General features: G+C 68.4%; 26 protein-coding genes, 1 pseudogene and 1 riboswitch. Of the genes and pseudogenes, 7 read left to right on the top strand and 20 right to left on the bottom strand.

Features of this window, described 5'->3' with window-relative positions; translation table 11 throughout:
- Positions 1-333: 333 nt before the first annotated feature.
- The 9 genes and pseudogenes from QM809_RS11450 to QM809_RS11410 form a co-directional block, all read right to left on the bottom strand.
- Positions 334-849 (bottom strand): annotated as a pseudogene (locus tag QM809_RS11450) (ParB/RepB/Spo0J family partition protein); the annotation flags it as partial.
- 43 nt (positions 850-892) lie between these two features.
- Positions 893-1,105 (bottom strand): hypothetical protein, encoded by a 213-nt coding sequence (locus QM809_RS11445; protein WP_415045919.1) that lies wholly within the window; start codon positions 1,103-1,105, stop codon positions 893-895.
- Between the two features lie 80 nt (positions 1,106-1,185).
- The gene (locus QM809_RS11440) at positions 1,186-1,413 is read right to left on the bottom strand and encodes a hypothetical protein (protein ID WP_415045918.1); all 228 of its coding nucleotides are present in this window, start codon (positions 1,411-1,413) and stop codon (positions 1,186-1,188) included.
- 155 nt (positions 1,414-1,568) lie between these two features.
- A complete protein-coding gene (locus QM809_RS11435) occupies positions 1,569-1,949 on the bottom strand; it encodes a hypothetical protein (protein ID WP_415045917.1) in 381 nt (126 codons plus the stop codon).
- Complete coding sequence (locus tag QM809_RS11430; protein WP_415045916.1) at positions 1,946-2,515, bottom strand: hypothetical protein; 570 nt, start codon at positions 2,513-2,515, stop codon at positions 1,946-1,948. The genes QM809_RS11435 and QM809_RS11430 overlap by 4 nt, the downstream gene beginning before the upstream one ends.
- Entirely contained in the window at positions 2,512-3,111 is a 600-nt protein-coding gene (locus QM809_RS11425) for a hypothetical protein (RefSeq protein ID WP_415045915.1), read from the bottom strand. The genes QM809_RS11430 and QM809_RS11425 overlap by 4 nt, the downstream gene beginning before the upstream one ends.
- Complete coding sequence (locus QM809_RS11420) at positions 3,108-3,374, bottom strand: helix-turn-helix transcriptional regulator (RefSeq protein ID WP_415045914.1); 267 nt, start codon at positions 3,372-3,374, stop codon at positions 3,108-3,110. Before QM809_RS11420 ends, QM809_RS11425 begins: the two co-directional genes overlap by 4 nt.
- Positions 3,371-3,697, bottom strand: coding sequence for a hypothetical protein (locus QM809_RS11415; RefSeq protein ID WP_415045913.1), 327 nt, complete (start codon positions 3,695-3,697; stop codon positions 3,371-3,373). Before QM809_RS11415 ends, QM809_RS11420 begins: the two co-directional genes overlap by 4 nt.
- Positions 3,698-3,758: 61 nt before the next feature.
- Positions 3,759-3,998, bottom strand: a complete 240-nt coding sequence (locus QM809_RS11410; protein ID WP_415045912.1) for a hypothetical protein — start codon at positions 3,996-3,998, stop codon at positions 3,759-3,761.
- A 153-nt stretch (positions 3,999-4,151) separates the two neighbouring features.
- Here QM809_RS11410 and QM809_RS11405 point away from each other — a divergent pair, with 153 nt between their 5' ends.
- Both QM809_RS11405 and QM809_RS11400 read left to right on the top strand, forming a co-directional pair.
- Positions 4,152-4,655: a hypothetical protein gene (locus tag QM809_RS11405; protein WP_415045911.1), complete on the top strand. Its 504-nt coding sequence runs from the start codon at positions 4,152-4,154 to the stop codon at positions 4,653-4,655.
- Entirely contained in the window at positions 4,652-5,092 is a 441-nt protein-coding gene (locus tag QM809_RS11400; RefSeq protein ID WP_415045910.1) for an ImmA/IrrE family metallo-endopeptidase, read from the top strand. Before QM809_RS11405 ends, QM809_RS11400 begins: the two co-directional genes overlap by 4 nt.
- A gap of 96 nt (positions 5,093-5,188) precedes the next feature.
- Here QM809_RS11400 and QM809_RS11395 read toward each other — a convergent pair whose 3' ends face one another.
- Positions 5,189-5,347: a hypothetical protein gene (locus QM809_RS11395; RefSeq protein ID WP_415045909.1), complete on the bottom strand. Its 159-nt coding sequence runs from the start codon at positions 5,345-5,347 to the stop codon at positions 5,189-5,191.
- Positions 5,348-6,086: 739 nt separating this feature from the next.
- On the opposite strand from QM809_RS11395, the gene xerC reads away from it, so the two are divergent.
- The gene (xerC, locus tag QM809_RS11390) at positions 6,087-7,256 is read left to right on the top strand and encodes a site-specific integrase (protein WP_415045908.1); all 1,170 of its coding nucleotides are present in this window, start codon (positions 6,087-6,089) and stop codon (positions 7,254-7,256) included.
- A 651-nt stretch (positions 7,257-7,907) separates the two neighbouring features.
- Here xerC and QM809_RS11385 read toward each other — a convergent pair.
- Positions 7,908-8,171 carry a type II toxin-antitoxin system RelE family toxin gene (locus tag QM809_RS11385; RefSeq protein WP_415045907.1) on the bottom strand — a complete coding sequence of 88 codons (264 nt, stop codon included), beginning with the start codon at positions 8,169-8,171 and terminating at the stop codon, positions 7,908-7,910.
- A 73-nt stretch (positions 8,172-8,244) separates the two neighbouring features.
- Here QM809_RS11385 and QM809_RS11380 point away from each other — a divergent pair, with 73 nt between their 5' ends.
- The gene (locus QM809_RS11380) at positions 8,245-8,517 is read left to right on the top strand and encodes a type II toxin-antitoxin system prevent-host-death family antitoxin (protein ID WP_415045906.1); all 273 of its coding nucleotides are present in this window, start codon (positions 8,245-8,247) and stop codon (positions 8,515-8,517) included.
- Positions 8,518-8,655: 138 nt separating this feature from the next.
- Here the strand turns inward: QM809_RS11380 and QM809_RS11375 are convergent, their stop codons facing one another.
- From QM809_RS11375 to QM809_RS11360, 4 genes are all read right to left on the bottom strand, one after another.
- On the bottom strand, positions 8,656-9,774 hold the full coding sequence (locus tag QM809_RS11375; RefSeq protein ID WP_415045905.1) for a glycosyltransferase family 4 protein: 1,119 nt from the start codon (positions 9,772-9,774) through the stop codon (positions 8,656-8,658).
- Positions 9,774-11,399, bottom strand: a complete 1,626-nt coding sequence (locus tag QM809_RS11370; RefSeq protein ID WP_415045904.1) for a peptidase MA family metallohydrolase — start codon at positions 11,397-11,399, stop codon at positions 9,774-9,776. Before QM809_RS11370 ends, QM809_RS11375 begins: the two co-directional genes overlap by 1 nt.
- A 2-nt stretch (positions 11,400-11,401) precedes the next feature.
- Positions 11,402-12,454: an NlpC/P60 family protein gene (locus QM809_RS11365; RefSeq protein ID WP_415045903.1), complete on the bottom strand. Its 1,053-nt coding sequence runs from the start codon at positions 12,452-12,454 to the stop codon at positions 11,402-11,404.
- 89 nt (positions 12,455-12,543) lie between these two features.
- Positions 12,544-13,092, bottom strand: a complete 549-nt coding sequence (locus QM809_RS11360) for a C40 family peptidase (protein ID WP_415045902.1) — start codon at positions 13,090-13,092, stop codon at positions 12,544-12,546.
- Between the two features lie 18 nt (positions 13,093-13,110).
- Positions 13,111-13,301: riboswitch (cyclic di-AMP (ydaO/yuaA leader) on the bottom strand.
- Positions 13,302-13,831: 530 nt separating this feature from the next.
- Here QM809_RS11360 and QM809_RS11355 point away from each other — a divergent pair.
- Both QM809_RS11355 and QM809_RS11350 read left to right on the top strand, forming a co-directional pair.
- Positions 13,832-15,622: a DEDD exonuclease domain-containing protein gene (locus tag QM809_RS11355; protein WP_415045901.1), complete on the top strand. Its 1,791-nt coding sequence runs from the start codon at positions 13,832-13,834 to the stop codon at positions 15,620-15,622.
- Entirely contained in the window at positions 15,619-15,897 is a 279-nt protein-coding gene (locus QM809_RS11350) for an Lrp/AsnC family transcriptional regulator (protein ID WP_415045900.1), read from the top strand. The genes QM809_RS11355 and QM809_RS11350 overlap by 4 nt, the downstream gene beginning before the upstream one ends.
- 33 nt (positions 15,898-15,930) lie before the next feature.
- Here QM809_RS11350 and trpD read toward each other — a convergent pair whose 3' ends face one another.
- The 5 genes from trpD to QM809_RS11325 form a co-directional block, all read right to left on the bottom strand.
- Positions 15,931-16,995, bottom strand: coding sequence for an anthranilate phosphoribosyltransferase (gene trpD, locus QM809_RS11345; protein ID WP_415045899.1), 1,065 nt, complete (start codon positions 16,993-16,995; stop codon positions 15,931-15,933).
- 90 nt (positions 16,996-17,085) lie between these two features.
- Positions 17,086-18,705 (bottom strand): cytochrome b, encoded by a 1,620-nt coding sequence (locus QM809_RS11340; RefSeq protein WP_415045898.1) that lies wholly within the window; start codon positions 18,703-18,705, stop codon positions 17,086-17,088.
- Complete coding sequence (locus QM809_RS11335; protein ID WP_415045897.1) at positions 18,702-19,850, bottom strand: ubiquinol-cytochrome c reductase iron-sulfur subunit; 1,149 nt, start codon at positions 19,848-19,850, stop codon at positions 18,702-18,704. The genes QM809_RS11340 and QM809_RS11335 overlap by 4 nt, the downstream gene beginning before the upstream one ends.
- Positions 19,847-20,776, bottom strand: a complete 930-nt coding sequence (locus QM809_RS11330; RefSeq protein ID WP_415045896.1) for a c-type cytochrome — start codon at positions 20,774-20,776, stop codon at positions 19,847-19,849. The genes QM809_RS11335 and QM809_RS11330 overlap by 4 nt, the downstream gene beginning before the upstream one ends.
- Positions 20,777-20,830: 54 nt before the next feature.
- Positions 20,831-21,442 (bottom strand): cytochrome c oxidase subunit 3, encoded by a 612-nt coding sequence (locus tag QM809_RS11325; protein ID WP_415045895.1) that lies wholly within the window; start codon positions 21,440-21,442, stop codon positions 20,831-20,833.
- Positions 21,443-21,655: 213 nt separating this feature from the next.
- On the opposite strand from QM809_RS11325, the gene QM809_RS11320 reads away from it, so the two are divergent.
- On the top strand, positions 21,656-22,072 hold the full coding sequence (locus QM809_RS11320) for a hypothetical protein (RefSeq protein ID WP_415045894.1): 417 nt from the start codon (positions 21,656-21,658) through the stop codon (positions 22,070-22,072).
- The last annotated feature ends 874 nt before the right edge of the window (positions 22,073-22,946 follow it).

Below are 22,946 nucleotides of genomic sequence, written 5' to 3'. Positions count from 1 at the left end.
CCGGTACACGATCAGTTTCACCGGCGCGTCGTGGTCTCCGGTGATCGCGTAGACCGCGAAACGGTCGGGGTCGTCTGCGATGGAGGCCGCGAGGTCGGGATCCCAGTCCTTTTCCTCGAGGCCGGTGGTCTTGCGGCCGGTCTCCTCCTCGACTTTCCGGAACCCGCCGTGCCGTGCCGCGTACAGGGCGGACCCGAACCAGTACTCGCCGAACCCGAGTGCCTGAGCCTTCTTGGCCTGCGTGGCAGCGAGTCGGCGGCGGGCGGCGGCGCGCTGGATGCGGACCTTGACGACCTCCCAGTCCGGGGTACCGGCCGCCGCCTGCAGTTCTTCCCGGTCCTCGGGGTCGGCGTCAGCGATCGCGACGGCGTCGGCGATGGTCAGCTGGTGCTGGTGGATCTGGGCGCGCACCTCGGCGTCGAGGCGGGCGATCTTCGCGCGGGCCTTCACCTTCGTCGCGGACCAGCCGACACGACGACTGATGGTCTTCACCGACTCCCCGAGGTCGAGCATGTACTCGACGCCGGCGGCTTCCTCGTCGGCGGTCAGTCCGGCACGGTCACGGTTCTCGGTCAGCATGACCGCGATCTGGTCGGCCTCGTCGGTCAGGTCGTGGCGGATCGTGGCCGGCACCGTGTCCAGGCCCGCCTTCTTCGCGGCGGCGACCCGCCGGTGTCCGGCCAGGATGACGTACTGGCCCGGTTCGGTGGCCGGGGCGACCGTGATCGGGGCCAGGACATCCTTCGCCTTGATCGACGCCGTCAGGGTGGACAGGTCCCCGAGGTCGCGGCGCAGGTTCATCCCGTGCGGGCGCAGGGCGTCGATGGGCAGCCGCAGTTCCGGCGGCATTTGGGTGAGGGTTTCGACAGTGGACATGAGGAAGGCTCGACTTTCAGCGAGAAGAAGGAGAGGGGGTGAGGTGGTCGGGGCGGCGCCCGGACCGGGGACCGCGACGAGCACGACACGTCGTGGCGTGCAGGGTGAACAGCATCTGGCCGTCAGCGTGGGCCGCTGCCAGGTCGAGGCCCTTGAGGCGATCGGCGTACACGCGGTTCCCGGAGACGACCTTGCGGACCGTGCCCGCCTCGTCCGAGGACAGGTCCACACACAGCCACGAACCGCTGTTCAATGACGGCCAGAACGTGATAGGCGCGTCGCAGTCCCGGCAGCGCGGCGGCCGGCGGCTCACCGGTGGCCCCCGTGTTCGGAAGGGTGCAGCCGGATCTGCTGCAGCAGATCCGCGACCGCGGCCATGGACGCCTCCACCGCGGAGAACACCGACGCGTCGATCGGGTCGGTCACCCCGACCACGACCTCGTCGAGGTCGGGGAAGACCGCGGCCGCACGCACCGTCACCTGCGGTACCGGGGGCGGCAGGACCAGGAGCTCGTCGCCATCGACATCACAAACCACGATGTCCAGGCGGGCGCCCCGCCGATCGAGGGTCTCCCGACACAGGTCGATAGCCGCCCGGCACTGTGCGAGCCGATCGAGATGAACCTCGATCACACTCGACCGGGACCTGGACCGCCGCTCCGCCAACGAAACCGGCGGCGTGTTCTTGATGGTCACGCGAACCGCTCCTTCAACCGTCGTGAGGCCTCCTCGACGTCGGCCTGGACTTCGCTGGCGTCCCTGAGGAGGTCGAGTACGTGCGCGTTCTGGACCTGCCGGCCCTCACGAATACGCACCACCTCCCCGCCCCTCGGGGGCCGGTGAGACTCGGCCTCGGTGAGCTGGTCCTCGAGCGCGACGACATCAGCGACCGCAGCCCGCAACGCACACCTGGTCCGATCGAGGTCGACCTCGACCTCGGCGAGCACCGCCTCGACCCGCCGGAGTTCCGTCGAGGCCTCAGCCACCACGGCCCGCACGATCAACACCACCGCGACCAGAGACGCCATGACCGCGAGCACGACCGGAGTGGCCGCCAACAACAGATCGATCACTGGTCGCCCCCGATCCAGTGCGACTTGGATTCTGGACGCCTGAACTGGATGGTCAGCACCACGAGCTCCGGGACTAGGCATAGCCCTTCACGCCGGACGCGTGGACGTACACCGAGCATGACGGTCCTGCGGTGTGTCGGAGCATCGATGTCCTCGACGATCCGATCCGGATCCGCAATTCCGGCGACGTCGAGTTCCACTTCCCCGACCCCGGCAGTGATCCCCGATTCCCGGAGTACTTCACCAGCGAGCATGGTCGCGAGTTCGTGGACTTTCTCGACGGACAACCAGTTCGCGGGCATGGGGCGGTTCACATCAACCAGAACGACACCGGGTTCTCGTAGCAGTACCCACGACACCCGCCGCGGGATCACGACGCGGCTCTTTGCTCGCTTCACGCAGATCTCCACCGACCCCGCATCAAGGCCCATCTCCACCCCGGAAGTCCTGACCACCGTGAACACCCCCGACGTGGCCAGCGGCAAAGAATCGGCGGCCGGCCCCCGGAACATGTAGACCGGACGGCCCTCGTCCGGACCTTCAGCAATCCGAATCCACGGCATCACGCACCCGCCTTCTTCTGAAGGCCAGCACGTCGCACCAGGTCCCTAAGGATCTGGCGCCGAGTCTCGTCAGGCTTCTGGTCGGAGCCCTCGAACGTGAACGACCGCGGGCGGTGCGCAGCGTTCAATGTCTTCAGTTCCGCGAGGACCTGAGCAAGGAGATCCTCAACACGACCAGGCCTACTGGTAGCAGCGTCATGGAAGACCAGCGCGTTCGCCGTCAGTTTCTGCTCAGCAGTGGCCTTCCGCTCTTCCTCACTTGGTCCGTCGTCGACGAAACTGCGGACATCGTCCTCGAGGATGCCGAACATGTGATCCACATTGTCGAGGGCTCGGCGCAGTTCCCGAACCCACTCGCGGAGACGCCCCGCATCGTCAGCGACGACCAGTCGATCGAGTACGCCCACCAACTCCGCGACACTCCGCACAGCCGACTTCGGTCGGCGCGCATACCCGTACTTCGGATTCCCGCTCCGCAGGTACCGCGCGAAGTTCAAGTCCGACGAGCGGCGCGCTTCCATGTCGAGGCGCTCCGTGAGTCCGGCGAGCATGCCGTCCCACGTGATCTTCACCGGATTCTGTTCGGTTGATTCGGTCACGATGCGTCCTCTCCAAGGGATTCGATCCAGGCCGCGACGTCGAGTTCGCGCCACCGCAGGGCCTGGCCGAGGTGGAAGCCGGGCGGGATGTGGCCGGCGGCGTTCATCCGGTACACCTGGCGGGTCGTGCAGTCGAGCAGCGCGGCCATCGAGGTCACGTTGAGGAGCCGCTGCGGCCGCTGCTCGAGGTCGAGGTCGAGGTCGACGATGTCGGTGGCGAGCCGCTGCGCCCGCACCTGGTCAAGGTCGTAGACACCGGTCACGACACCGCTCCCGCCATCTCGCTCAGGCCCGTGTAGTCCTGCGTGGCTTCCATCCGGGCCAACCGCGACCGCTCCGCCCGCGCGAAGTCGGCCGGGAAGACCGAGACCAGCGGGTCCCCCCACACGGCCTGAGCGACGCCGGCGCCCCCGGTAGCCCGCATGTGCTCGGCGCACATCCGGCCGAGCCAGAGCAGGTCCAACCGCTCGTCCTCCACCCGCCGGCACATCCGCTCCGCCGCTGCGGCAAGTACCTCGTGATCGACGACCACGCTGGTGGTCTCCGCGGTGAGCTGATGGCCCTTGTAGAGCCTGGTAATCTTCATGGTTGAACTCCTTCCCGAGTTCTCTTGGCCGTCGTCCTGTTCCAGCAGGCGACGGCCGCTCTTATGTGGTGGCCAGATCGAATGCCGGCACGGGTTCGATCCAAAGGTCGATCCGATAGCCCGTCCCTTGCACCGCCGCGAATTGCAATGCCATATCTGCGCTGATCGGTGCGCCGTGGCGCAGTCGTTCGAGCTGGTCGGCAGTGACTCCGAGCGCGGCAGCAGCCTGCGCGTCCGACTCGAAATTGTGTTCTCGCTTCATGGCGTCGATGACGCCCTCGCGGAATCGGATTCGGTTCATGTTCCCCCTTCCGTGGTGCGCTTCCGTTCGAGGTGTAACGATCATGCACCAGATGGGTCGATCTTGCAACAGTCGGAGCGGACGAGACAGGGGAATCAAGATCATCACCGCAGGTGGTTACACAAAAAACTGAGCGGTGCTAACCTGCACCACATGAACTTTCAAGAATGGTTGGACGCCCTCACTGGAGGGGACAGCCTTCGGACGGTCGCCACGAACACCGGCGTCTCGCACAGCACGATCAGCCGGCAACTGGCGAAGTCGAAGCTCGACCCTGAACTCGTGATCGCACTGGCACGCGCATACCGCCACAACGAAGTCGACGCTCTTGTTGAAACCGGCTACGTCGACTCAGCCTCGGTAGAACTTGCCGGCATCCCGGTTGCGCTCGGGTACGCGACGAACGCTCAGATCCTCGATGAGATCCGTAAACGCACTGATCCCGAGGCCGCACGAATGTTCCGCGACGAAGGCGACCCCAACGTCATCACGCCGAATTTCGGCCACCAGGCTCAACACCAGGTCACCGCTGCGAAGGCACAAGACACTGAGCCGGCGATCCGTGTCGCCTCCAAGCGCGTCAAGGAGATGGCCGAAGACACCAGCAACGTCGGAGAGGAGAACCAGGACTCCGGCGACGACTTCGATCCCGCATGACCGGAGCCCTGAACCCGTGGCGCTGGCTCCGAGACCACCACCCACGCATCGACATCGTCTGGTGCTTCACCGACGACGGTATCGCCGGCGGCTGGGACGGTGACCGGCACATCGTGATGGACCCGCGCCTTCTTCAAGCCGCGCGCCGCTCCGTCCTCGCTCACGAACTCGTCCACGTCGAACGCGGCGTCCTGCCCGAGCAGCCAGTCCTGATCGCCCGTGAAGAACGCACGGTGGACCGGATCGCCGCACGCCTGCTCATCCCCCTCGACGCCCTGATCGACGCGATCCGCTGGTGCCGAGGCGTGGCCGGCATGGAGATGGCCGACGAGGTCTGGACCGACCGACACACCCTCCTCGCCCGCATCGAAACCCTCACCGCCGACGAGCGCGCACACATCGACGGCGCGTTGGCCGACACCGACTGGTGTGCGTGATGGCCGCCGTGTAGGCGTCGACCAACGACACCATGATCAGCGAACAACCAGGCCCCGACGGACCGGAAGCAGAGAATGAGCAACCCCAGATTCAGGCTATGGACGATCGACCGGAGCGCCTGGTGCGATCAGAAAGTCGTCGGCATCACGTGGCGACAGGCGGCGATCGAACGACTGTTCCCGCTGTCGTGGAATCGCAGCGGTGAGGAACTCCGCCTCGACGTCGAGCTCGTACCCGAGCCCGAGAACGAGCACGACAGGAACGCTATCGCCGTGCGCGTCGATGGCACCCTGCTCGGCTACCTTCCCGCCGACGTCGCACGGAAGTGGGTGCGGACGATTCGCAGGATCACGGACTCAGACTGCACCGCAATCACCAGCGGTCGCATATACATGTTCGAGCGCGAGGACTGGTTCTCCGACGTCCCCGAAAAGAAGACGTTGATTCGATTCGAGATCCTGTTGCCGGAAGATCCCGCCAATGCAATCCCCCTCAACAACCCGCCGACCGTGCCGCACACGATGCTCCCACGAGCCGGGATAGTGCAGGTCACCAAGGAAGCAGACTACTTCGACACACTCTTCGAACACGTCCCCGAATCCGGGTACGGCCTGCTCTACGCGACCTTGCACAGAGACGTCGTGAAGAACTCACGGTCATCTCGTGCTGTGGTGGCAGTCCACATCGACGGAGAGAAGATCGGTGAACTGACGCCGACCATGAGCACGAAGTACCTGCCGATGATCGACCACCTCAACGCACGCGGACTGGTACCCGCATGCTGGGCCGACATCACCGGATCCGCGGTCGCCGCCGAAGTCCGTATCGACGCCGTGAAGTACCACGCGATCACAGAATGCCGACCTCGACGGTCCACCGACGGTGCTGCCGGCGATCCTGACCGAGACGATCGCAACCTGGTGGTTCGACATCATGACGCCGAGGCACCATCGCCAGCCAGCACAACCAGTTCACCCCTGATCGGAGTGTGTGATGGGACGTCCGCCCCTGGCAGTCGGCACGTACGGCAACATCGCCACGACCACACTGCCCAACGGGTTCGTGCGCGCGAGCACCTGGGTACGCGACAGCGACGGCCGGCGCCGGCGGGTCGAGCGCCGCGCGAAGACGAAAGCGGCCGCGATCGCCGCGCTCAAGGCAGCGATGGTCGACCGGAAACCGCCACCGGACCCGGGGGCGATCACTCCGGAGACCCGCGTCAAGGCACTCGGGGAGCACTGGCTCAAGCAGGTCGCGGCGACGAAGCGGCCCCAGACCAAGCAGACGTACGAGGCGAACCTGAAGAAGCTGGTGTACCCGACCCTCGGCGGCCTGCAGCTGCGGGAGCTGAGCGCGTCCCGGGTGCAGGGCCTCTACGACAAGCTCGGGAAACGCGCGCCGAACGCCGCGACACCGCTGCGCATGATGCTCGACGTCGCGGTGCGCTGCGACGCGCTGCCGGCCAACCCCGCCCGCCAGGCCGCACCCGCTCCCCGCAGCCAGGACCAAGGCGTCATCCTCACCGCCGCGCAACTCCTCGACCTCCGCAAGAAGATCACCGTGTGGGCGGACGGGGAACTCTCGGACGAGCGAGGGAAGACGAAGCGGCGCGGCGCGGGCCGACGCGCGATGCCCGACTTCTTCGACCTCGCCGTCGCCACCGGCGCGCGCACCGCCGAGCTCCTGGCCGTCCGGTGGGAAGACATCGACCTGTCCGCCGACCCGCCCACCCTCACCGTGACCGGGATCCTGGTCCAGGTCTCCGGCAAGGGCACCATCCGACAGCCGTTCACCAAGTCCGACGCCGGACACCGCCAGCTCGCGCTCCCACCGTTCGCCGCCGTCGCCCTGCGCGACCGGCGGACGCGGCGGCGCCTCGGGGTGATCGACGATGCCGTGTTCCCGGCCGACGACGGCGGCTACATGTCCTCGTCCACGATGCAGGGCGAGTGGCTGTACTTCCGGCGGGCAGCCGGGTATCCAGACGCGGAGCTCCGGTCACTGCGGCGGTCGGTGGCCACGCTGATCGCCGACAACGCGGGTATCGATGCCGCGGCCGCCCAACTCGGTCACGCCGACACCGGGGTGACGTCCCGGCACTACGTCTCGCCGCGCGCGGCGGTCGCGCCGGACCTCACGACGGTGCTGCAGGCGCTCGCATAAGTGGAGGGTAAGTGGAGGATGGGCCCTGATCGGGGAGGTGAATCCTGGCCCCAGCCTGGTCAGAGCCCTGCGCCAGGGAGGTCTGCCAGATCGAGAAGATCTACCGGAAGTGATCCGCTTCCCCGTCCGTGTATGAGGGACGGGGAGGCCGGGATCTTCGATTCTCACTGGTCCTCGCCACCGTTGCCGATCCGGCGACGGCGGCGAGTCCCGTCGATGGCGGCTGCGGAGACGTTCGAACCGAAATCCCGGCCTCCCCTCCTCGCCATCGAGAGGGTCGTCCCAACGCGTCGCCCCAGAGACGCGAACCTTTCCGTGTTCGCCCGGCCGGGCGGCGCCGTCGTCCAGGATCCGGCTCCCCTCGCTGACCGAGCTCCCCTTCGCTGATCGAGCGGAGTCGAGATCACCCCCGACGATCGCCCGCCGGCTGAGCCGCGCGAGGAACGCAGTGACGAGCGGGAGTCGAAGCCTCCCGATCCGAGGCACCCGGTCCGGCGCTCCGTCGACCGCCAGGCCCGTCTCTACCCTTGTGCACGGTCTCCGGGGTGCCGCAGGAGTCGTCGGACACGACCTGGACGGTGCCGATCAGAGCCCCGTTGATCCACCCTGACCGACTACTCGCCGTACCGAAGTCGGGTGAACGGCGATCGCCTACTCGTAGATCGACCCCCGCGGTCCGACCCGAACAACGGTGACCAGCACCGCACCGTCATCGATCTCGTAGATCACCCGGTACTCGCGAATGCGGATCCGGTAACCGTCGCGCCCGACGAGCGGCTTGCATCCGTCCGGTCGGGGATCGTCGACGAGCCTCTCGATCGCTTCCCTGATCTGACCGAAGAGCTTGCGATCGGATCGACCGATGCCAACCAGCGACTTCTTCGCATCACGCAGGTATTCGATCCGATATTTCACGGCGCCAGAATAACATTTGTTTTGTACAAAACGTCATATTGACACATTTTGTTCGGTTTTCTAACCTGGGAACATGTCCACGGCACGTCCCCACCGCACCGTTGCCGTCGCCGACCTGCGTACCGGAATCAGCGACGAGATCGCCCGCACCTTCTACCGGGGAGAGCGCACCATCATCACCAAGCACGGGAAGCCCGCGGCGGCACTCATCTCCGCCGCCGACCTGGAGTACTTCGAACACCTGGAGGACGCGGCCGATGTCCGCGCCTACGACGAGGCCAAGGCCGCCGACGACGGCTCCCGCTTCACCATGGACGACATCCTCACCGACATTGGCGACGACTGACCGACCGTCCGGGACGAACGAGCGGAGCACACTCCATCGTTCATCTCGGAGTCGTTCATCCCGGGTTTCCCCGGTTCACTGACGGCGGCTGCCGCGTCCAAGAGCCGAGTGCCGCGAACACGCCACCGGATGCCGCGCCTACAGCAGCTGTTGCAGGCGCGCGGCCTGCTGCTTCCACTGCCAGTGCTCCACCGTCCAGCGGCGCCCGGCCTCGCCCATCGTGCGGGCCCGCTCCGGGTCGCGCAGCAACGACGACACCGCATTGGCCACCGCGCCGACGTCGCGGCCGTCGACCACCAGACCCGTCTCGCCCTCGCGCACGGTCTCCGGGGCGCCCCCGGAGTCACCGGCGACGACGGGGACTCCGCACGCCGAAGCCTCCAGGAACACGATGCCCAGGCCCTCGACGTCGAGCCCGCCGCCCCGCGTCCGGGTCGGCATGGCGAACACGTCCGCCAGCGCGTAGTGGCCCGGCAACTCCTCCGGCGGCACCGAACCGGTGAACGTCACCCGGTCCTCGACGCCGTTCTCGGCGGCCAGTTCCTTCAGGCGGTCGCCGTAGGGGCCGCCGCCGACGATCATCAGGTGCACGTCGGGCACGTCGTCGATCAGCTGCGGCAGCGCCCGGATCAGCACGTCCTGGCCCTTGCGCGGTACCAGCCGGGACAGGCAGACGACGACGGGCCGCTCCCCCAGGCCGTAGCGCTCGCGCAGCAGGTGCCGGGCCACCGGGTTCGGTGCGAACCGCTCGACGTCCACGCCGCACGGCAGGTACTCCAGCGCACCCCACCGCCCGAACGCCGAGGCGAACCGGCTCCGCGTGTACTTGCTCACGAAGGTGATCACATCGGCGGTGTCGCCGATCACCCGCAGCACCTGCCGCGCGCCCGGGAGCATCGACCAGCCGACCTCGTGGCCGTGCGTGCTCGCGACGATGCGTTCCGCGCCGGCCTGCCGCAGCACCGGACCGAGCACCGCCAGCGGCGCCGCGGCACCGAACCAGACGGTCTGCACGTCGTTCTCGCGCACCAGCCGCACCGCCCGGCGGGCGACGGCCGGCGACGGGAGCATCAGCGTCGTCGGATGACGCACCACCCGGTAGGGCGCGGCGGCGTCGTACTCCTCGCAGCCCGACCAGCGGGGCGCGTACACGATCACCTCGTCCGGCGGCAGGTGGCCGATCAAGTTCTCCAGATACGACTGGATCCCGCCCGGCCGGGGCGGGAAATCGTTGGTGACCAACAGCGTTCGCCGCATCAGCGGACCTCCTTGCGCAACCACCGCTGCCACTGCTCCATCAGCTCTGCCGTCTTCACACCCAGTACCGCTTCCACCGCCAGGTCGGCCTTCCGCGCGCTGTCCGCCCGGGCCGCCTCCCAGTACATCTTCCGCAACCGGTCCTCGTCGAACCGCTCCGCGACGAACCGGGCGAACGTCCACGACGACTGATACGCCGCCCGCGCGCGCTCCGGGTCACCGGTGAAGTCCGTGTCCGCGGGCAGTGCCACAGGCAGGTCGCCCTCGGACACCTGCGCCGCCAGTTCGGGGGCCGCGTCCTTCAGGTCCTGTGCGGTCCCGCGACGTCCGACGTACTCCGCGACCCCTTCGGTGAGCCACATCGGAGCGTTCTCCGCCGTCATCAGCCGGGTCGCGACATGCGTCAGTTCGTGCCGCAGCAGGATCCCGATCCCGGCCGCCGACAGCCCACCGGCCACCGGTGCCAGCACCACCCGCTGTCCCACGACGGTCCGCGTGCCCCGGTCGATCCGCGAGTACACCGCGGCACCGGCGGCGGCCGGTATCAGCGCCGGATCGGTGCGGGTGAACGCCGTGAACTGCTCGTCGGTCCCGGTCGCCGTCACCACGACGCGCCGTGGCCACTCGGTCCCCCAGAAGGCGCTGACCGCTTTCACCGCGGGCGCGAGATGCCGCCGGATCATGGACACCGTGGCCTCGGCCCCCGGATACGACAGGATCGACGACGACCCGCCCGCGGTCGCCACGTCGTCGACCAGCAACCCTTCGAAGGCCCACGGCGGCAGTTCCGGAGAGTTCTCCCGGTCCATCGGGTCGACGGTCGGGTCGGTCGCCACCGAGCCGTCGCCCAGCAGTGTCCAGCGATCGCCGTAGCGCGCGAAGGCGAGGACGTCGGGGACCTCGATCACCGGTTCGTCGGCACCGGGGCGCGCGGTGCCGCCCAGGGCGAAACTCAGCGTCACCGGGGAGACCCAGCGGTCGGTGGCCTTCGCCGCGTCCAACGCCAGCCCGAGCTCGCCCCCGATCGTGCGGTCCGCCCCCTCGTTCCGGGCCACCCGGTAGGCCAGGGTGCGCAGCACCAGGTTCACCCCGCGCGGCGTCGACGCGGTTCGGCCGCCCGGCCGCCCGGGTCTCCCCCGCTCGCCGGCCGAAGGTTCGACGGCGGTCGACTCGTCGAGTTCGGAGACCGACGTCGACGGCACCGGTTCCCCGGACGCCGTCGCACCGGCCGACGGCTCGTCGGGTGCGTCGGAGGAGGTGCTCGCCCGCACCGGAGTGGGCCCGAGCGCGCGTTGCGTCTGGAACCAGCGTTCCCGGAACTCGGGAGTCGCCAGCGGATCGATCAGCAGCGCCAGGTCGTCCCGCTCACCGCTGGTCAGGGCCTGCACGAGCTGCTCGAAGAGAGCGTTCACCCCGTCGACACGCTGCTGCTCGTACACTTCGCGCGGCGTCGTCGACACGGTGGACGACGGTTCGGGGATCGGCGTCTGCGGCTCGGAGCCGCAGGCGCTCAGGCCGATCGTCAGGACGCCGACCAGGCCGAGGGAGCGCAGGCGTACCGCGCCGCCGCCACGGGCGACTCCGGAACGACGCGCCGGCGGAACACTCCGGCCGGTCCGCGACAAGTTCAGTACCGGACCGCGGCCTTGAACGGGCCGCCCTTGTCCACCGGGACCACGCCGACCGGGACGCCGAAGGTCGACGCGTGGATCACATAGCCTTCGCCGACGTACATGCCGACGTGGTGTCCGTCGGGGTAGTAGATGACCAGGTCGCCGGGCATCATGTCCTTGCGTTCGACCGACTTGCCGCCGGCCATCTGCGCCTGACTGGTGCGCGGGATGGTCTTCCCCGCCTGCTTGTAGGACCAGACCATCAGCCCCGAACAGTCGAACTTGTTCGGTCCGGTGGCGCCCCACACGTACGGATCGCCGATGCGGCTCAGCGCGGCGTGGACCGCGACCAGCGCGGGCGAGGTGCCCTTGGGCACGGCACTCGCGTCGAACCGGTATCTCGGGCCGCGCAACGCCGCGAGCTGGCGTCCCGTCATCGACTCGTAGAGCGCGCGCACGCTGATCTCTTCGAGCTTGAGCTTGGCCTGCTTGGTCTTGAGCGCATCGCGTTTGCGAGCGGCCTCCTTCGCGGCGGCCGCGGCGCTGCCGGCGACCCGGTCCGCGTCCTTCTTGGCCGTCGCGGCGTTCTTCGCCGACACGCGGATCGAACGGATGTCGGAGGCCGCCTGTCGGGAGACCACCTCCAGATCGGTCATGTTGTCGAGGAGGTTCTGCGGCGAATCGCTCACCAGCATCGCGTAGAGCCGGTTCACCCGGGCACCGCGGTAGCTGGCGCGCGCGAGCGCGTCGATCTTCCCCTGCGCCGAATCCATGTTCCGCTGCGCGGCGTCGAGGTCTTTCTGCGCGGTCGAGGCCTTCCGGCGCTCCGCACCGACGATCTTGCGCTGCTGGTCGTACTCCGCCTGCGCGTGATTCATCGCCTCTGCGGCCTTCTCCGCCTGGATCGACAGCGCCTTGTAGCGCTTGAGGAGCCCGTCGGCGCTCTGCGCGGGCTCCGCCGGGGAGACGGCGGGCTGCGCGACGGCCACGGTGGCCGCGGCGGCGATCACGACCACGCTCGCGACGGTCCGCCGGGCGGCCCGGCGGAGGAGGTCAGAGGTACGCATCACAGAAAGATCATCCCTACCACTGCCGGAACGAGCCGCACGCCTTCGGCGCACGGCTCGCTCCGGTGTTCACATCTGAAAGGCGGTGCTCAGTACCGGCGGATGCCGGTGAGGTTCCAGGCCTTGACCTTGTCCCGCTTGACCGGAACACCGTAGGTCGAAGCGTGGATGAAGTTGCCGTTGCCTGCGTAGATGCCGGCGTGGCCGCCACCGTTGAAGATCAGGACGTCGCCGGGACGGGCCGCGGCGAGCGAGGCGACCCGACGGCCGCCTCCGAGCTGGCCGTAGCTGTCGCGCGGAATGGTCCGACCGGCCTGCTTGTACGACCAGTGGACCAGGCCCGAGCAGTCGAAGGCGTTCGGGCCGGCGGCGCCGTACGAGTACGGCGAACCGATCTTCGACTCCGCGGCCGCGAGTGCGCGCTGCGCGTGGTTCTTCCCGATGCTCGGTCCGGAGCCGTTGCCCAGTCCACCGACGCCGGGGATGTCGAACGTGCCGACTCCGGGGATGTCCACCGGGGCGGCGTCGGCCGGGCCGGCGGCGAGCGCGAGGGAACCGACGGCGATCGAACCGGCGATCACTGCGGACTTGGCGGCCTTGGCGGCGCCACTGGGCTGTTCCATACGGTGCTTACCCACGGAAAAGTATCTCCTTGTTGTTTCTCCCTGACCGCCGACCGGGTTAGCTGTCGGGTTCGGGCCGGAAGAGATGGCCCTACGCGGTCTCCCGCGATTCACCCCGATCCGACTCGCGGTGGACAGGACCTTACGTCCCTCGCCGCGACCCGGAAGAAGTGGGTCCCCGATACGCGCCCCTGTGCAGGTTTGCGATTAGGCGGTGACCCTCCCGAAACCCCCTGGTGGCAGTCCCGTCTGGGAAGGTCTCGAAAAGATTACGAAACCTTTCCGCCGAATGTCCACCGGCGTCGTCGTCGGGCACGCGAAGGCTCCGTCGTCTCTTCGCGCACAGATGCACGCCTCCGGCGCCCGTCGTACCGCTGTGACCTGCATCGACACCGGTTCCCTTGAGCATTCGCACCGGAGATGCGGCCCATGCTGTGGCAACTGACACATCCGGGCCTCGGATGCGGTCGCGACCGCGGGCGCGATCGCCGCACCAGGGACCGAAGTCCCTGGTGGCGGGGATGAAGAGAAGCGGCGCGAGGCGCACGTAGCACGCCCGATTCCCCGCGGCGAAGACGACGTCGCCGGGCTGGATTGTGATCTATCTCTCATTTTGACCTCGATTCGATACATCACTGTTTTCAGTGGTCGATCGTCGGCGCTCACAGGGCAACACTCGACCCTGGATCGAGGGTGATTCCGCAGCAGACGGGCCCGGCCGGGTCTGTCGGAGGCTCGCGCTAGTCTGCGCAGCATGTCGCAGTTGAGTTTCGCCGACCTGCCCGACGACGAGGAGTTCGCCACCGCCGCCCTGTTCGACACCACCCTGGTGGTCGTCGACCTGGAGACCACCGGCGGCAGTGCCGAACGCGACGCGATCACCGAGATCGGCGCCGTCAAGATCCGCGGCGGCCGGGTGCTGGGCGAGTTCGCCACCCTCGTCGACCCGGGACGGCCCATCCCGCCGCAGATCGTCACGCTCACCGGCATCACCACGGCGATGGTGCACGACGCCCCGCGCATCGACGAGGTGCTGCCCGCCTTCTTCGAGTTCGCCGCCGGCGCGATCCTCGTCGCCCACAACGCCCGGTTCGACGTCGGCTTCCTCAAACGCGCGGCGGCCCGCCGACAGCTCGACTGGCCGTTTCCGGCGTCCCTGTGCACCGTGGTGCTGGCGCGCCGCGTCCTCAGCCGTCAGGAGGCACCCAGCGTCAAGCTCAGCGCCCTCGCCGAGCTGTTCGAGGTCTCGGTCAAACCCACCCACCGTGCGCTCGACGACGCCCGCGCCACCGTCGACGTCTTCCACCGTCTCCTCGAGCGGGTCGGGAACCAGGGGGTCCGCACCTACCGGGACCTGACCCGGTACCTCCCGCGCGCCTCCCCCGCGGTCCGGGCCAAACGCGCACTCGCCGCGGACCTCCCGCACAAGCCCGGCGTGTACCTGTTCCGCGGTCCGGGAGACGAGGTCCTGTACGTCGGGACGGCCGTCGACCTCGCCCGCCGTGTCGGCGGTTACTTCTCCGGCGGCGATCCGCGGCCGCGGATCGCCGAGATGGTGAATCTGGCCCGGCGGGTCGACCACGTCGAATGCGCCCACGGGCTGGAGGCCGGGGTCCGCGAACTGACGCTGCTCGCCACGCACAAGCCGTCGTTCAACCGGCGGTCCCGTAATCCGCAGAAGGGGTGGTGGGTCGTGCTCACCGCCGAACGCTTCCCCCGCCTCAAGGTGTCCCGGACCCCCGGACCGGTGAGCCTCGGACCGATCTCCGGGCGGGGCGAGGCCGCCGAGATCGCCGACGTGATCGCCGGCGCCGCCGGGCTGCGCACCTGCACCCGGTCGACGGCGACCGCCGACCACCACTTCTGTGCGGGCCCCGCGTCGGCCACCACGCTCCCCGATCCGCTCGTCGCCGCGGTACCCGGACTGTGCCGGGCGGCCTCCGAACGGCCGCAGACCCTCCCCGACTACCTTCCCCGCGTCCAGGCCGCCCACGACCTGATCGTCGGGCACGACGACGCCCTGCTCGACCGCCTGAGCGCCCGGCTGGAGCAGTTGGCCGCGACACGCCGCTTCGAGTCCGCCGCGCGGGCACGCGACCGTCTGGCCGCCACCATCGAGGCGCTCGCGCGCTGCCAGCGGCTCTCCGCCCTCGCCTGCGTGCCCGAGCTGGTCCTCGCTCGTCCGGCCGCCGACGGCGGATGGGAGTTCTCCGTGATCCGTCACGGCCGACTCGCCGGCGCCGGTCGCTCGCCCCGCGGAGCCGCACCGATGCCGGTCGTCGACGCGGTGGTCGCCGGGGCGCGCACCGTTCTCCCGCCGGACGAGGCCGCCGGGCCGCTCCGCGGCGCACCGGCCGAGGAGGTCGCGCTCATCGCGCGCTGGATCGACGAGCCCGGGACCCGCCTGGTGTCCATCGACGGTGCACTGGCCTCCCCCGCCGGTTCGGCGCAACGTCGTCTCGACTTCAGCCGGACCGCCCGGGAGGCCCGCGAGGCCCGTGAGCACTCCACGACCGAGGCGCGCTCGTTTAGGCTCGGAGCATGATCACCGCCATCGTCCTCATCGGAGCCGACGTCCACCAGATCCCGGAGACCGCCCAGGCCGTCGCCGACGTCCCCGGCGTCACCGAGGTGTATTCGTGCGCCGGCGACGTCGATCTGATCGCCAAGATCCGGGTGCGCGATCACGAGGAGATCGCCGACGTCGTCACCGGACGGATCAATCGGCTCCCGGGCGTGCGCCACAGTGCCACGCACATCGCGTTCCGCAGCTACGCCAGCGCCGAGGTCGACGGCGGCTTCTCCATCGGCGAGGAGTGACCCCGGGGCTCTGAGAAGGTCGCCGCCCGCGGATCAGTCCGCGAGCGTCGTGCTCAGCTCCGCCCACTGGGCGAGCTTGGCCGCCGCGGCCCCGGAGTCGAGCACCTCGCCCACCCGGGTCATCGCGTCCCGGAGCCGCTCGGCGAGTTCCGGCGTCGTGTAGAGACGGTCCTGTTCGAACGCCACCAGCGCCGCGGCCGCGTTGAGCGTCACCGCGTCCCGCACCGGTCCGGTCGCACCGGCGAACAGGTCGCGCGCCGCCTGCGCGTTCACCTCGGCGTCGCCGCCTTGCAGCGCGGACAGCTCCACCGTCTCGATGCCCAGTTCGGCGGGGTCCACCGTCGACTCGCGCACCTCGCCGTCGAACACCTGCCAGACGGTGGAGGTCGTCGTGGTCGTGAGTTCGTCGAGCCCGTCGTCGCCCCGGACCACCAGCACCCGGTTGCCGCGGTCGGCGAAGGTCCGCGCCAGCACCGGCGCCAGATCGGCGAACGCGCACCCGATCAGGCCGGCCGGCGGCGCCGCCGGATTGGTCAACGGTCCGAGGACGTTGAAGACCGTCGGCACCCCGATCTCCTTGCGGGGCGGGCCGGTGAACCGGAACGCCGGATGGAACACCGGCGCGAAACAGAACCCGATCCCCGCCTCGTCCAGGCAGCGGGCCACCGCCTCGGGTCCGAGGGAGATCGCCACGCCCAGCGCCTCGAGCACGTCCGCGCCGCCGCTCTTGGACGATGCCGCCCGGTTCCCGTGCTTGATCACCGGCACTCCGGCGGCCGCGACGACGATCGACGTCATCGTCGAGATGTTCACGGTGTGCGAGCGGTCGCCGCCGGTGCCGACGATGTCGACGGCCTCCACCGAGGCCTCCACCCGATTGGCGAAGGCGAGCATGGTCTCGGCGAGACCGCGCAGTTCGGTCGGGGCGGCGCCCTTCATCTTCACTCCGACGCCGAAGGCGGCGATCTGCGCGCCGGTCGCCGAATCGGACATGATCTCGCGCATGGCCCACGACGCTTCGTCGGCACTCAGATCCTGACCGTCGGTCACCTTGCCGAGAACAGCGGGCCATGAGAAGGAAGCACTGGGATTGGTCACCCGCCTAGCGTAGCGAACGACGGAGGCCGCCTCGCTGCTGCGAGGCGGCCTCCGTCGTCGTACTCGATCGACCGACTAGTCGATGGCCTTCTAGTCGATGGCCTTGCCACCGCGAGCCTGAAGCTCGACGAGAGCCTCCTTCTCGGCCTCGTGCTGGTCGTGGGCGACCTTGGTGTTGAGCTCCTGCTGCTCGGCCGGGTCCGGCGAGAGCGCCGAACCGGAACCGTGGCTTCCGGCGAAGCCGAGCTTGTTCATCCGCTTCGGCAGCGCGGCGCCCTCGTACGGCAGCGGGATCGGGTGACCGTGGCTGTCGACCGGGCCGAGCGGCTGGTGGATCTCGATGTACTCGCCGACGGCCTCGCGACGGATGATGCCCGTCTCGATGCCGTGCGCCAGGACCTCGCGGTCGCTGCGCTGCAGCGAGATCGCCCAGCGGTAGGCGATGAAGTACACCAGCGGCGGCAGCACGATCAGACCGATCCGGCCCATCCACGTGGTCGCGTTGAGCGACACGTGGAACTTCAGCGCGATGATGTCGTTCATGCAGCTCAGCGTGAGGATCACGTAGAACGTCAGGGCCATCGCGCCGACGGCGGTGCGCACCGGGGTGTCACGCGGACGCTGAAGCAGGTTGTGCTTCTCCTTGTCGCCGGTGAGCGCCGACTCGATCCACGGGTACGAGAACAGCAGCGTGAAGACGACGCCGATCACGGCGACCACCCAGAAGATGGCCGGGATCGTGTAGTTGCCCAGGTAGATCTCCCACGCCGGCATGAGTCGCGCGAAGCCGTCCGTCCACATCATGTAGATGTCGGGCTGCGAGCCCGCCGACACCTGCGCCGGGTTGTACGGGCCGATGTTCCAGACCGCGTTGATCTGGAAGATGCCCGACATCAGGGCGAGGGCGCCGAAGGTGATCGCGAAGAACGCACCGCCCTTGGCCGCGAAGACCGGGAGGATGCGGACGCCGACGACGTTGTTCTCGTTGCGGCCCGGGCCGGGGAACTGCGTGTGCTTCTGGTACCAGACCAGGGCCAGGTGGGCGCCGATCAGGGCCAGGATGATGGCCGGGAAGATCAGCACGTGCAGCACGTACAGGCGCGGGATGATGATGGTGCCCGGGAAGTCGCCGTCGAACAGGGCGAACTGCACCCAGGTGCCGACCATCGGGATACTCAGGACGATACCGCTCATCGCGGCGCGGACGCCGGTGCCCGAGAGGAGGTCGTCCGGCAGCGAGTAGCCGAAGAAGCCCTCGAACATCGCCAGCAGCAGCAGGAAGCAACCGATCACCCAGTTGGCCTCACGCGGCTTGCGGAACGCACCGGTGAAGAAGATGCGCAGCATGTGGACGATGATCGACGCCGCGAACAGCAGCGCCGCCCAGTGGTGGATCTGACGGACGAACAGGCCGCCGCGGACCTCGAACGAGATGTCCAGGGTGGTCTCGTACGCGCGGCTCATGGTGACGCCGTTGAGCGGCTCGTACGCACCGTGGTACGTGACGTGCGCCAGCGACGGATCGAAGAACATCGTCAGGTAGACGCCCGACAGCAACAGGATGACGAAGCTGTAGAGGGCGAGCTCGCCGAGGAGGAACGACCAGTGGGTCGGGAAGACCTTGTTGATCTGGCGGCGCATGCCTGCGGCCATCCGGTACCGGACGTCCGCCTCTTCGGCTTGCGTAGCAAGGCGGTCAGCGACTGTCATGACTTACGCTCCCAGAATGCCGGGCCGACGGGCTCGATGAAGTCGCCCTGGGCGACCATGTACCCCTGATTGTTCACCGTGATCGGCAGCTGAGCCAGGGCGCGGGCGGCCGGACCGAAGACGGCCTTGCCGTACTGCAGCGCGTCGAACTGCGACTGGTGGCACGGGCAGAGAATCCGCTGGGTCTGCTGCTCGTAGAGGGAGGTCGGGCAACCGAGGTGGCTGCAGACCTTGGTGTAGGCGTAGTAATCGCCGTAGTTGAAGCTCTCCTGGCCCTTCCGCTTGACGACCCGCGCGGAGTCGGCCGGGCGGAGGCGGATGAGCATGACCGGGTTGCGGACCGAACGCAGGCTCTTCAGCAGCGCGTGACGGGACTCCTCGGTCTCGCCGTAGCCGTCCGAGACGCGCCACGGGAACACGGTCTCCATGCCGCCGGCGTCGAGATCCTCCGGGCGGACCAGGGCCACCTGGTACGGGTTGCCGGTGTCACGACGCAGGAAGACGGTCTCGTTCGGGGTCGCGTTGTGGATCGGCGACCAGCCGCTCTGCCACAGATCGTCCTTGGGATCGCCCCACGGGTTCTTGACGAAGCCGCCGATCGCGGCGACGCCGCCGGCCAGGGCCAGCGAACCGAGGCCGAACGCGGCCGAACCGAGGATCATCTTGCGGCGCGGGAGCGTCGAGGTCTCCAGCGAGTCGGCGAGCTCGGCGACGATGGTCTTCTGGTCGACCTTCTCCGACGGGCCGTCGTGCCGCTGCTGGACCGAGATCTCCTGCGGGATGAACCGCTTGGTGATCTGGATGACGCCGAAGCCGAAGAACAGGATCGCCAGGCCGAAGGTGACGCCGAGGAGCGGGGTGTAGAACGTGTACGCCCAGTAGCCCTCTTCGTCGGGCATGGCGAACTCCCAGTGGTTCCACACGAAGAGTGCGAAACCGGCCAGGGCGAACAGACCCGAGAGGACGAACCAGAGTGCGACGATGCGCTCGGCGCGCTTCTCCGCCTTGGTGCCCTCGACTGGGAAGCGGGGCTCCCGGTAGATGATGTCGACGTCGTCCAGGTTGGTACCCAGCTTGACGAGCTCGTCGCGTGACATTGCGTCGAGCTGGTCGTCCGAGGGGACGTCTTTACTCGTTGCGCTCAATTTCGTGATCCAATCCACATCGCACCGGCGACGATCGCCGTCACTCCGACAAACCACATGACGATGCCTTCGGAGGCCGGACCGAATCCGCCGAGGCCGTTACCGCCGGAGGTGTTGGCCGAGTCGACGTACCGGATGAAGCCGATGATGTCCTTCTTGTCCTCGACCGACAGCTGGCGGTTGGAGAACTTGGGCATGTTCTGCGGTCCGGTGAGCATCGCGGTGTACAGCTGCTGCTCGTTGACTCCGGACAGGGTCGGCGCGTACTTGCCGCTCGACAGCGCGCCGCCCCGACCGGTGAAGTTGTGGCACGAGGCGCAGTTCAGGCGGAACAGCTCGCTGCCGCGGCCGATGTCGTCGCCCTGGAGCGATCCCATGGCCAGCACCGGCAGACCGGCGTCGTTGCGCTTGATGTCGCCGTTCTTGTCGTGCTCGTACAGCACCCGGGGACCGCCGCCCATCGCCTGGATGTAGGCGCCGAGCTGATCGATCTGGGACTGCGAGAACTTCTCGGTCTTGCGCGCGGCCTGGGCCTCGCCGCGGGCGGCGGGCATGCGGCCGCTGGAGACCTGGAAGTAGACGGACGCGTCACCGACGCCGAGGAGCGTGGGACCGCGGTCCTGGACGCCCTCGAGGTTCTGTCCGTGGCAGGTGACACAGGAGGTCTCGTACAGCTGCTTGCCGGCCTCCACGAGCTGGGCGGCGTTGGCATCGGCGGTCGCGACCTGCGGCTTCGGCGTCAGCAGACCCGCGAGGAGGCCTGCGGCGACGAGGCCGAACAACAGGAAGGCGGTGGCTCCGGCACGACGGCGCAGCTTACGGCGCGACTTGGCGCGGCGCGCATCAGATTTCGCGACGGTGGTGACGCGCTCGTTCGAGGCGTCGTCGCCCAGCGGCTGTGACGAACTCGGTGGAGATGATCTCATCGGTGACTCTCTACTAAGCGGTTGGACTGATCGGCATGCGAGGGTGCCGAGGGGCTACTGGACGAAGTAAATGACGGCGAACAGGGCGATCCAGACGATGTCGACGAAGTGCCAGTAGTACGACACCACGATCGCGGCCGTCGCCTGGGCCGGCGTGAACTTCGCCAGGCGGGTGCGGATCAGGAGCAGCACGAAGGCGACGAGGCCGCCGATCACGTGCAGTCCGTGGAATCCGGTCGCCATGTAGAAGACCGAGCCGTACGACGACGAGGAGAGGGTGACACCCTCCTGGACCAGGGTCCAGTACTCGTAGGCCTGGCCGAGGACGAAGAAGGTACCCATCGCGAGGGTGATGGTGTACCAGCGGCGCAGTCCGAAGACGTCGCCCTTCTCCGCGGCGAAGACACCGAGCTGGCAGGTGACCGAACTGAGCACCAGCACGACGGTCACCGGAATGGCCAGGGCCAGATTCAGGTGCGCCGGCGGCTGCGGCCACTCGGTCGTTGTATTGGCTCGTGCGACGAAATACATCGCAAACAAGCCGGCGAAGAACATCAACTCGCTCGACAACCACACGATGGTGCCGACGCTGACCATGTTGGGTCGGTTCAGCGAATGCACACGCGAGGTGATGGCGGTTCCAGGGGTACCCACGGCGCTAGTCACATGGCAAGTATGACGGTTCGTAGTAAGTCATGCCCACCCGGGTCCCAAATTGGTCCGAAATTGTTCCGTATCGCCTGGTCGGAACCTGTTCGCCGACCGCGGCGCCCGCGTGCTGTCATGTGCACCGGAACGGTCGGTGGCGACACGGCACGCAGTATCGTCACGGGCGGACACGACGAGGCGCACGACGGCGCCGGAGAGGGGTGCACGACCATGGTGCGATGGCGGTGGCGCAGGAGGAGGGCGCCCCGGGATGCGGCGGCGGAACTGCGACGGGCGCGGGTCCTGGTGGAATGCCACGACGAGGCGGCCTCCTCGTCGTCGTTCCTGAACGACGCCGGGTTCACCCGGACCGACGAGGTGCTGCTGCGTCACCTGGTGTTCGTGCCCGACGACGCATCCGAGCGGTTCCTGACCCGGCTGGCCGGTGACGGCTACGTCCCGGCGCCGGCGCTGCCGTCCGATCCGGCGCCGCCGGCCGGACTCGTCGCGGTGGCGGTGGGCCGGGTGCAGCGGGTGGACGGCCAGTCCCTCTCCCGCGAACGGTCGCTGATCGCTTCGATGGCGGCCCGCGGCGCCGGCGTCGTCGGCGGCTGGGCGGTGTTGGAGGCGACCGTCGACGAGGAGTGAGCCCGTCGACACCGGCCGGTCCGACGACGATCTCGAGAGAATCCGCCGTGACGGCCGTCTCCCGGGAGCGAGAAAACGGAGCCGATCACCGCCCTCCCCCGCGACTGTCCGGCTTCCTGAACAGGGCGGGTAGAACATGTCCGGAACCTTGAACATCCACCCGCCGGAATGGGCGACATACTTGTTTCAGCAACAAGGAAGAGCACGGCGGGCCCGTCCCCCGGGGTCCGTACCGGTTCTTTCCGATGTTGCTGAATCGCTCCCGGCGACGACGGATTCCCTCCGCTCGAACCGGTGGCGAGACGAAAGCGCCGGGGGGTGGAGAACCGGACCCTTCCCCACCCCTTCGGCGCTTTTGTCGTCTTCGCAGGACCTCCTCTTCGCAAGACCCCCTTCCCGCGAGGCATCGTTCTCTCCGGAGGGTTCTCTCCCCCACCCGCGCTCTTCGGAAGGCCCTCTTCGGGGTCGCCCGCCCGGTGTTCACCGAGACCGACGATCGTCCAAGAGGTTGAACAGCCACGGCCCCTCGGAGCGGGCAGGATGATGAGTGTCAGCACGAAGGACCGACGTCCGGCCCGTCCCCCGGGGCCCGGCACCGGAACCCTCACGAGTTGCTGAACCGCTCCCGGAGAACACGGACCGTTTCGTCCGTCCGGAAGCCGAACCGAAGCGCCGCGAGGTGGAGAACCGGACCCTCTCCATCCTCGCGGCGCTTCTGTCGTCCCCGGCCCCTGTCGTCCCCGGCATCCACCTTCCCCGGCATCCGCTCCGCACCCGACGTCGACGCCCGTGCGACTCACCCCGGTGCGCTCCGACTCGCCCGGTGCACTCGGCTCGGCGCGAGAACCGACGTCCCCACTGTGAACCCACGACC

The sequence above is a fragment of the Gordonia sp. (in: high G+C Gram-positive bacteria) genome, assembly GCF_047600385.1.
Taxonomy (GTDB): domain Bacteria; phylum Actinomycetota; class Actinomycetes; order Mycobacteriales; family Mycobacteriaceae; genus Gordonia.
Note: the sequence above shows the minus strand (reverse complement) of the source record. Positions and strands in the feature narration are given on the sequence as shown.

Bases quoted from the DNA above. Each gene is read 5' to 3' on its own strand.
- QM809_RS11405 (WP_415045911.1), top strand. From the start codon at position 4,152: ATGAACTTTCAAGAATGGTTGGACGCCCTCACTGGAGGGGACAGCCTT.
- QM809_RS11400 (WP_415045910.1), top strand. From the start codon at position 4,652: ATGACCGGAGCCCTGAACCCGTGGCGCTGGCTCCGAGACCACCACCCA.
- QM809_RS11330 (WP_415045896.1), bottom strand. From the start codon at position 20,776: ATGAGATCATCTCCACCGAGTTCGTCACAGCCGCTGGGCGACGACGCC.
- xerC (WP_415045908.1), top strand. From the start codon at position 6,087: ATGGGACGTCCGCCCCTGGCAGTCGGCACGTACGGCAACATCGCCACG.
- QM809_RS11350 (WP_415045900.1), top strand. From the start codon at position 15,619: ATGATCACCGCCATCGTCCTCATCGGAGCCGACGTCCACCAGATCCCG.
- QM809_RS11355 (WP_415045901.1), top strand. From the start codon at position 13,832: ATGTCGCAGTTGAGTTTCGCCGACCTGCCCGACGACGAGGAGTTCGCC.
- QM809_RS11340 (WP_415045898.1), bottom strand. From the start codon at position 18,705: ATGACAGTCGCTGACCGCCTTGCTACGCAAGCCGAAGAGGCGGACGTC.
- QM809_RS11365 (WP_415045903.1), bottom strand. From the start codon at position 12,454: ATGCGTACCTCTGACCTCCTCCGCCGGGCCGCCCGGCGGACCGTCGCG.
- QM809_RS11415 (WP_415045913.1), bottom strand. From the start codon at position 3,697: ATGAAGATTACCAGGCTCTACAAGGGCCATCAGCTCACCGCGGAGACC.
- QM809_RS11320 (WP_415045894.1), top strand. From the start codon at position 21,656: ATGGTGCGATGGCGGTGGCGCAGGAGGAGGGCGCCCCGGGATGCGGCG.
- QM809_RS11410 (WP_415045912.1), bottom strand. From the start codon at position 3,998: ATGAACCGAATCCGATTCCGCGAGGGCGTCATCGACGCCATGAAGCGA.
- QM809_RS11380 (WP_415045906.1), top strand. From the start codon at position 8,245: ATGTCCACGGCACGTCCCCACCGCACCGTTGCCGTCGCCGACCTGCGT.
- QM809_RS11375 (WP_415045905.1), bottom strand. From the start codon at position 9,774: ATGCGGCGAACGCTGTTGGTCACCAACGATTTCCCGCCCCGGCCGGGC.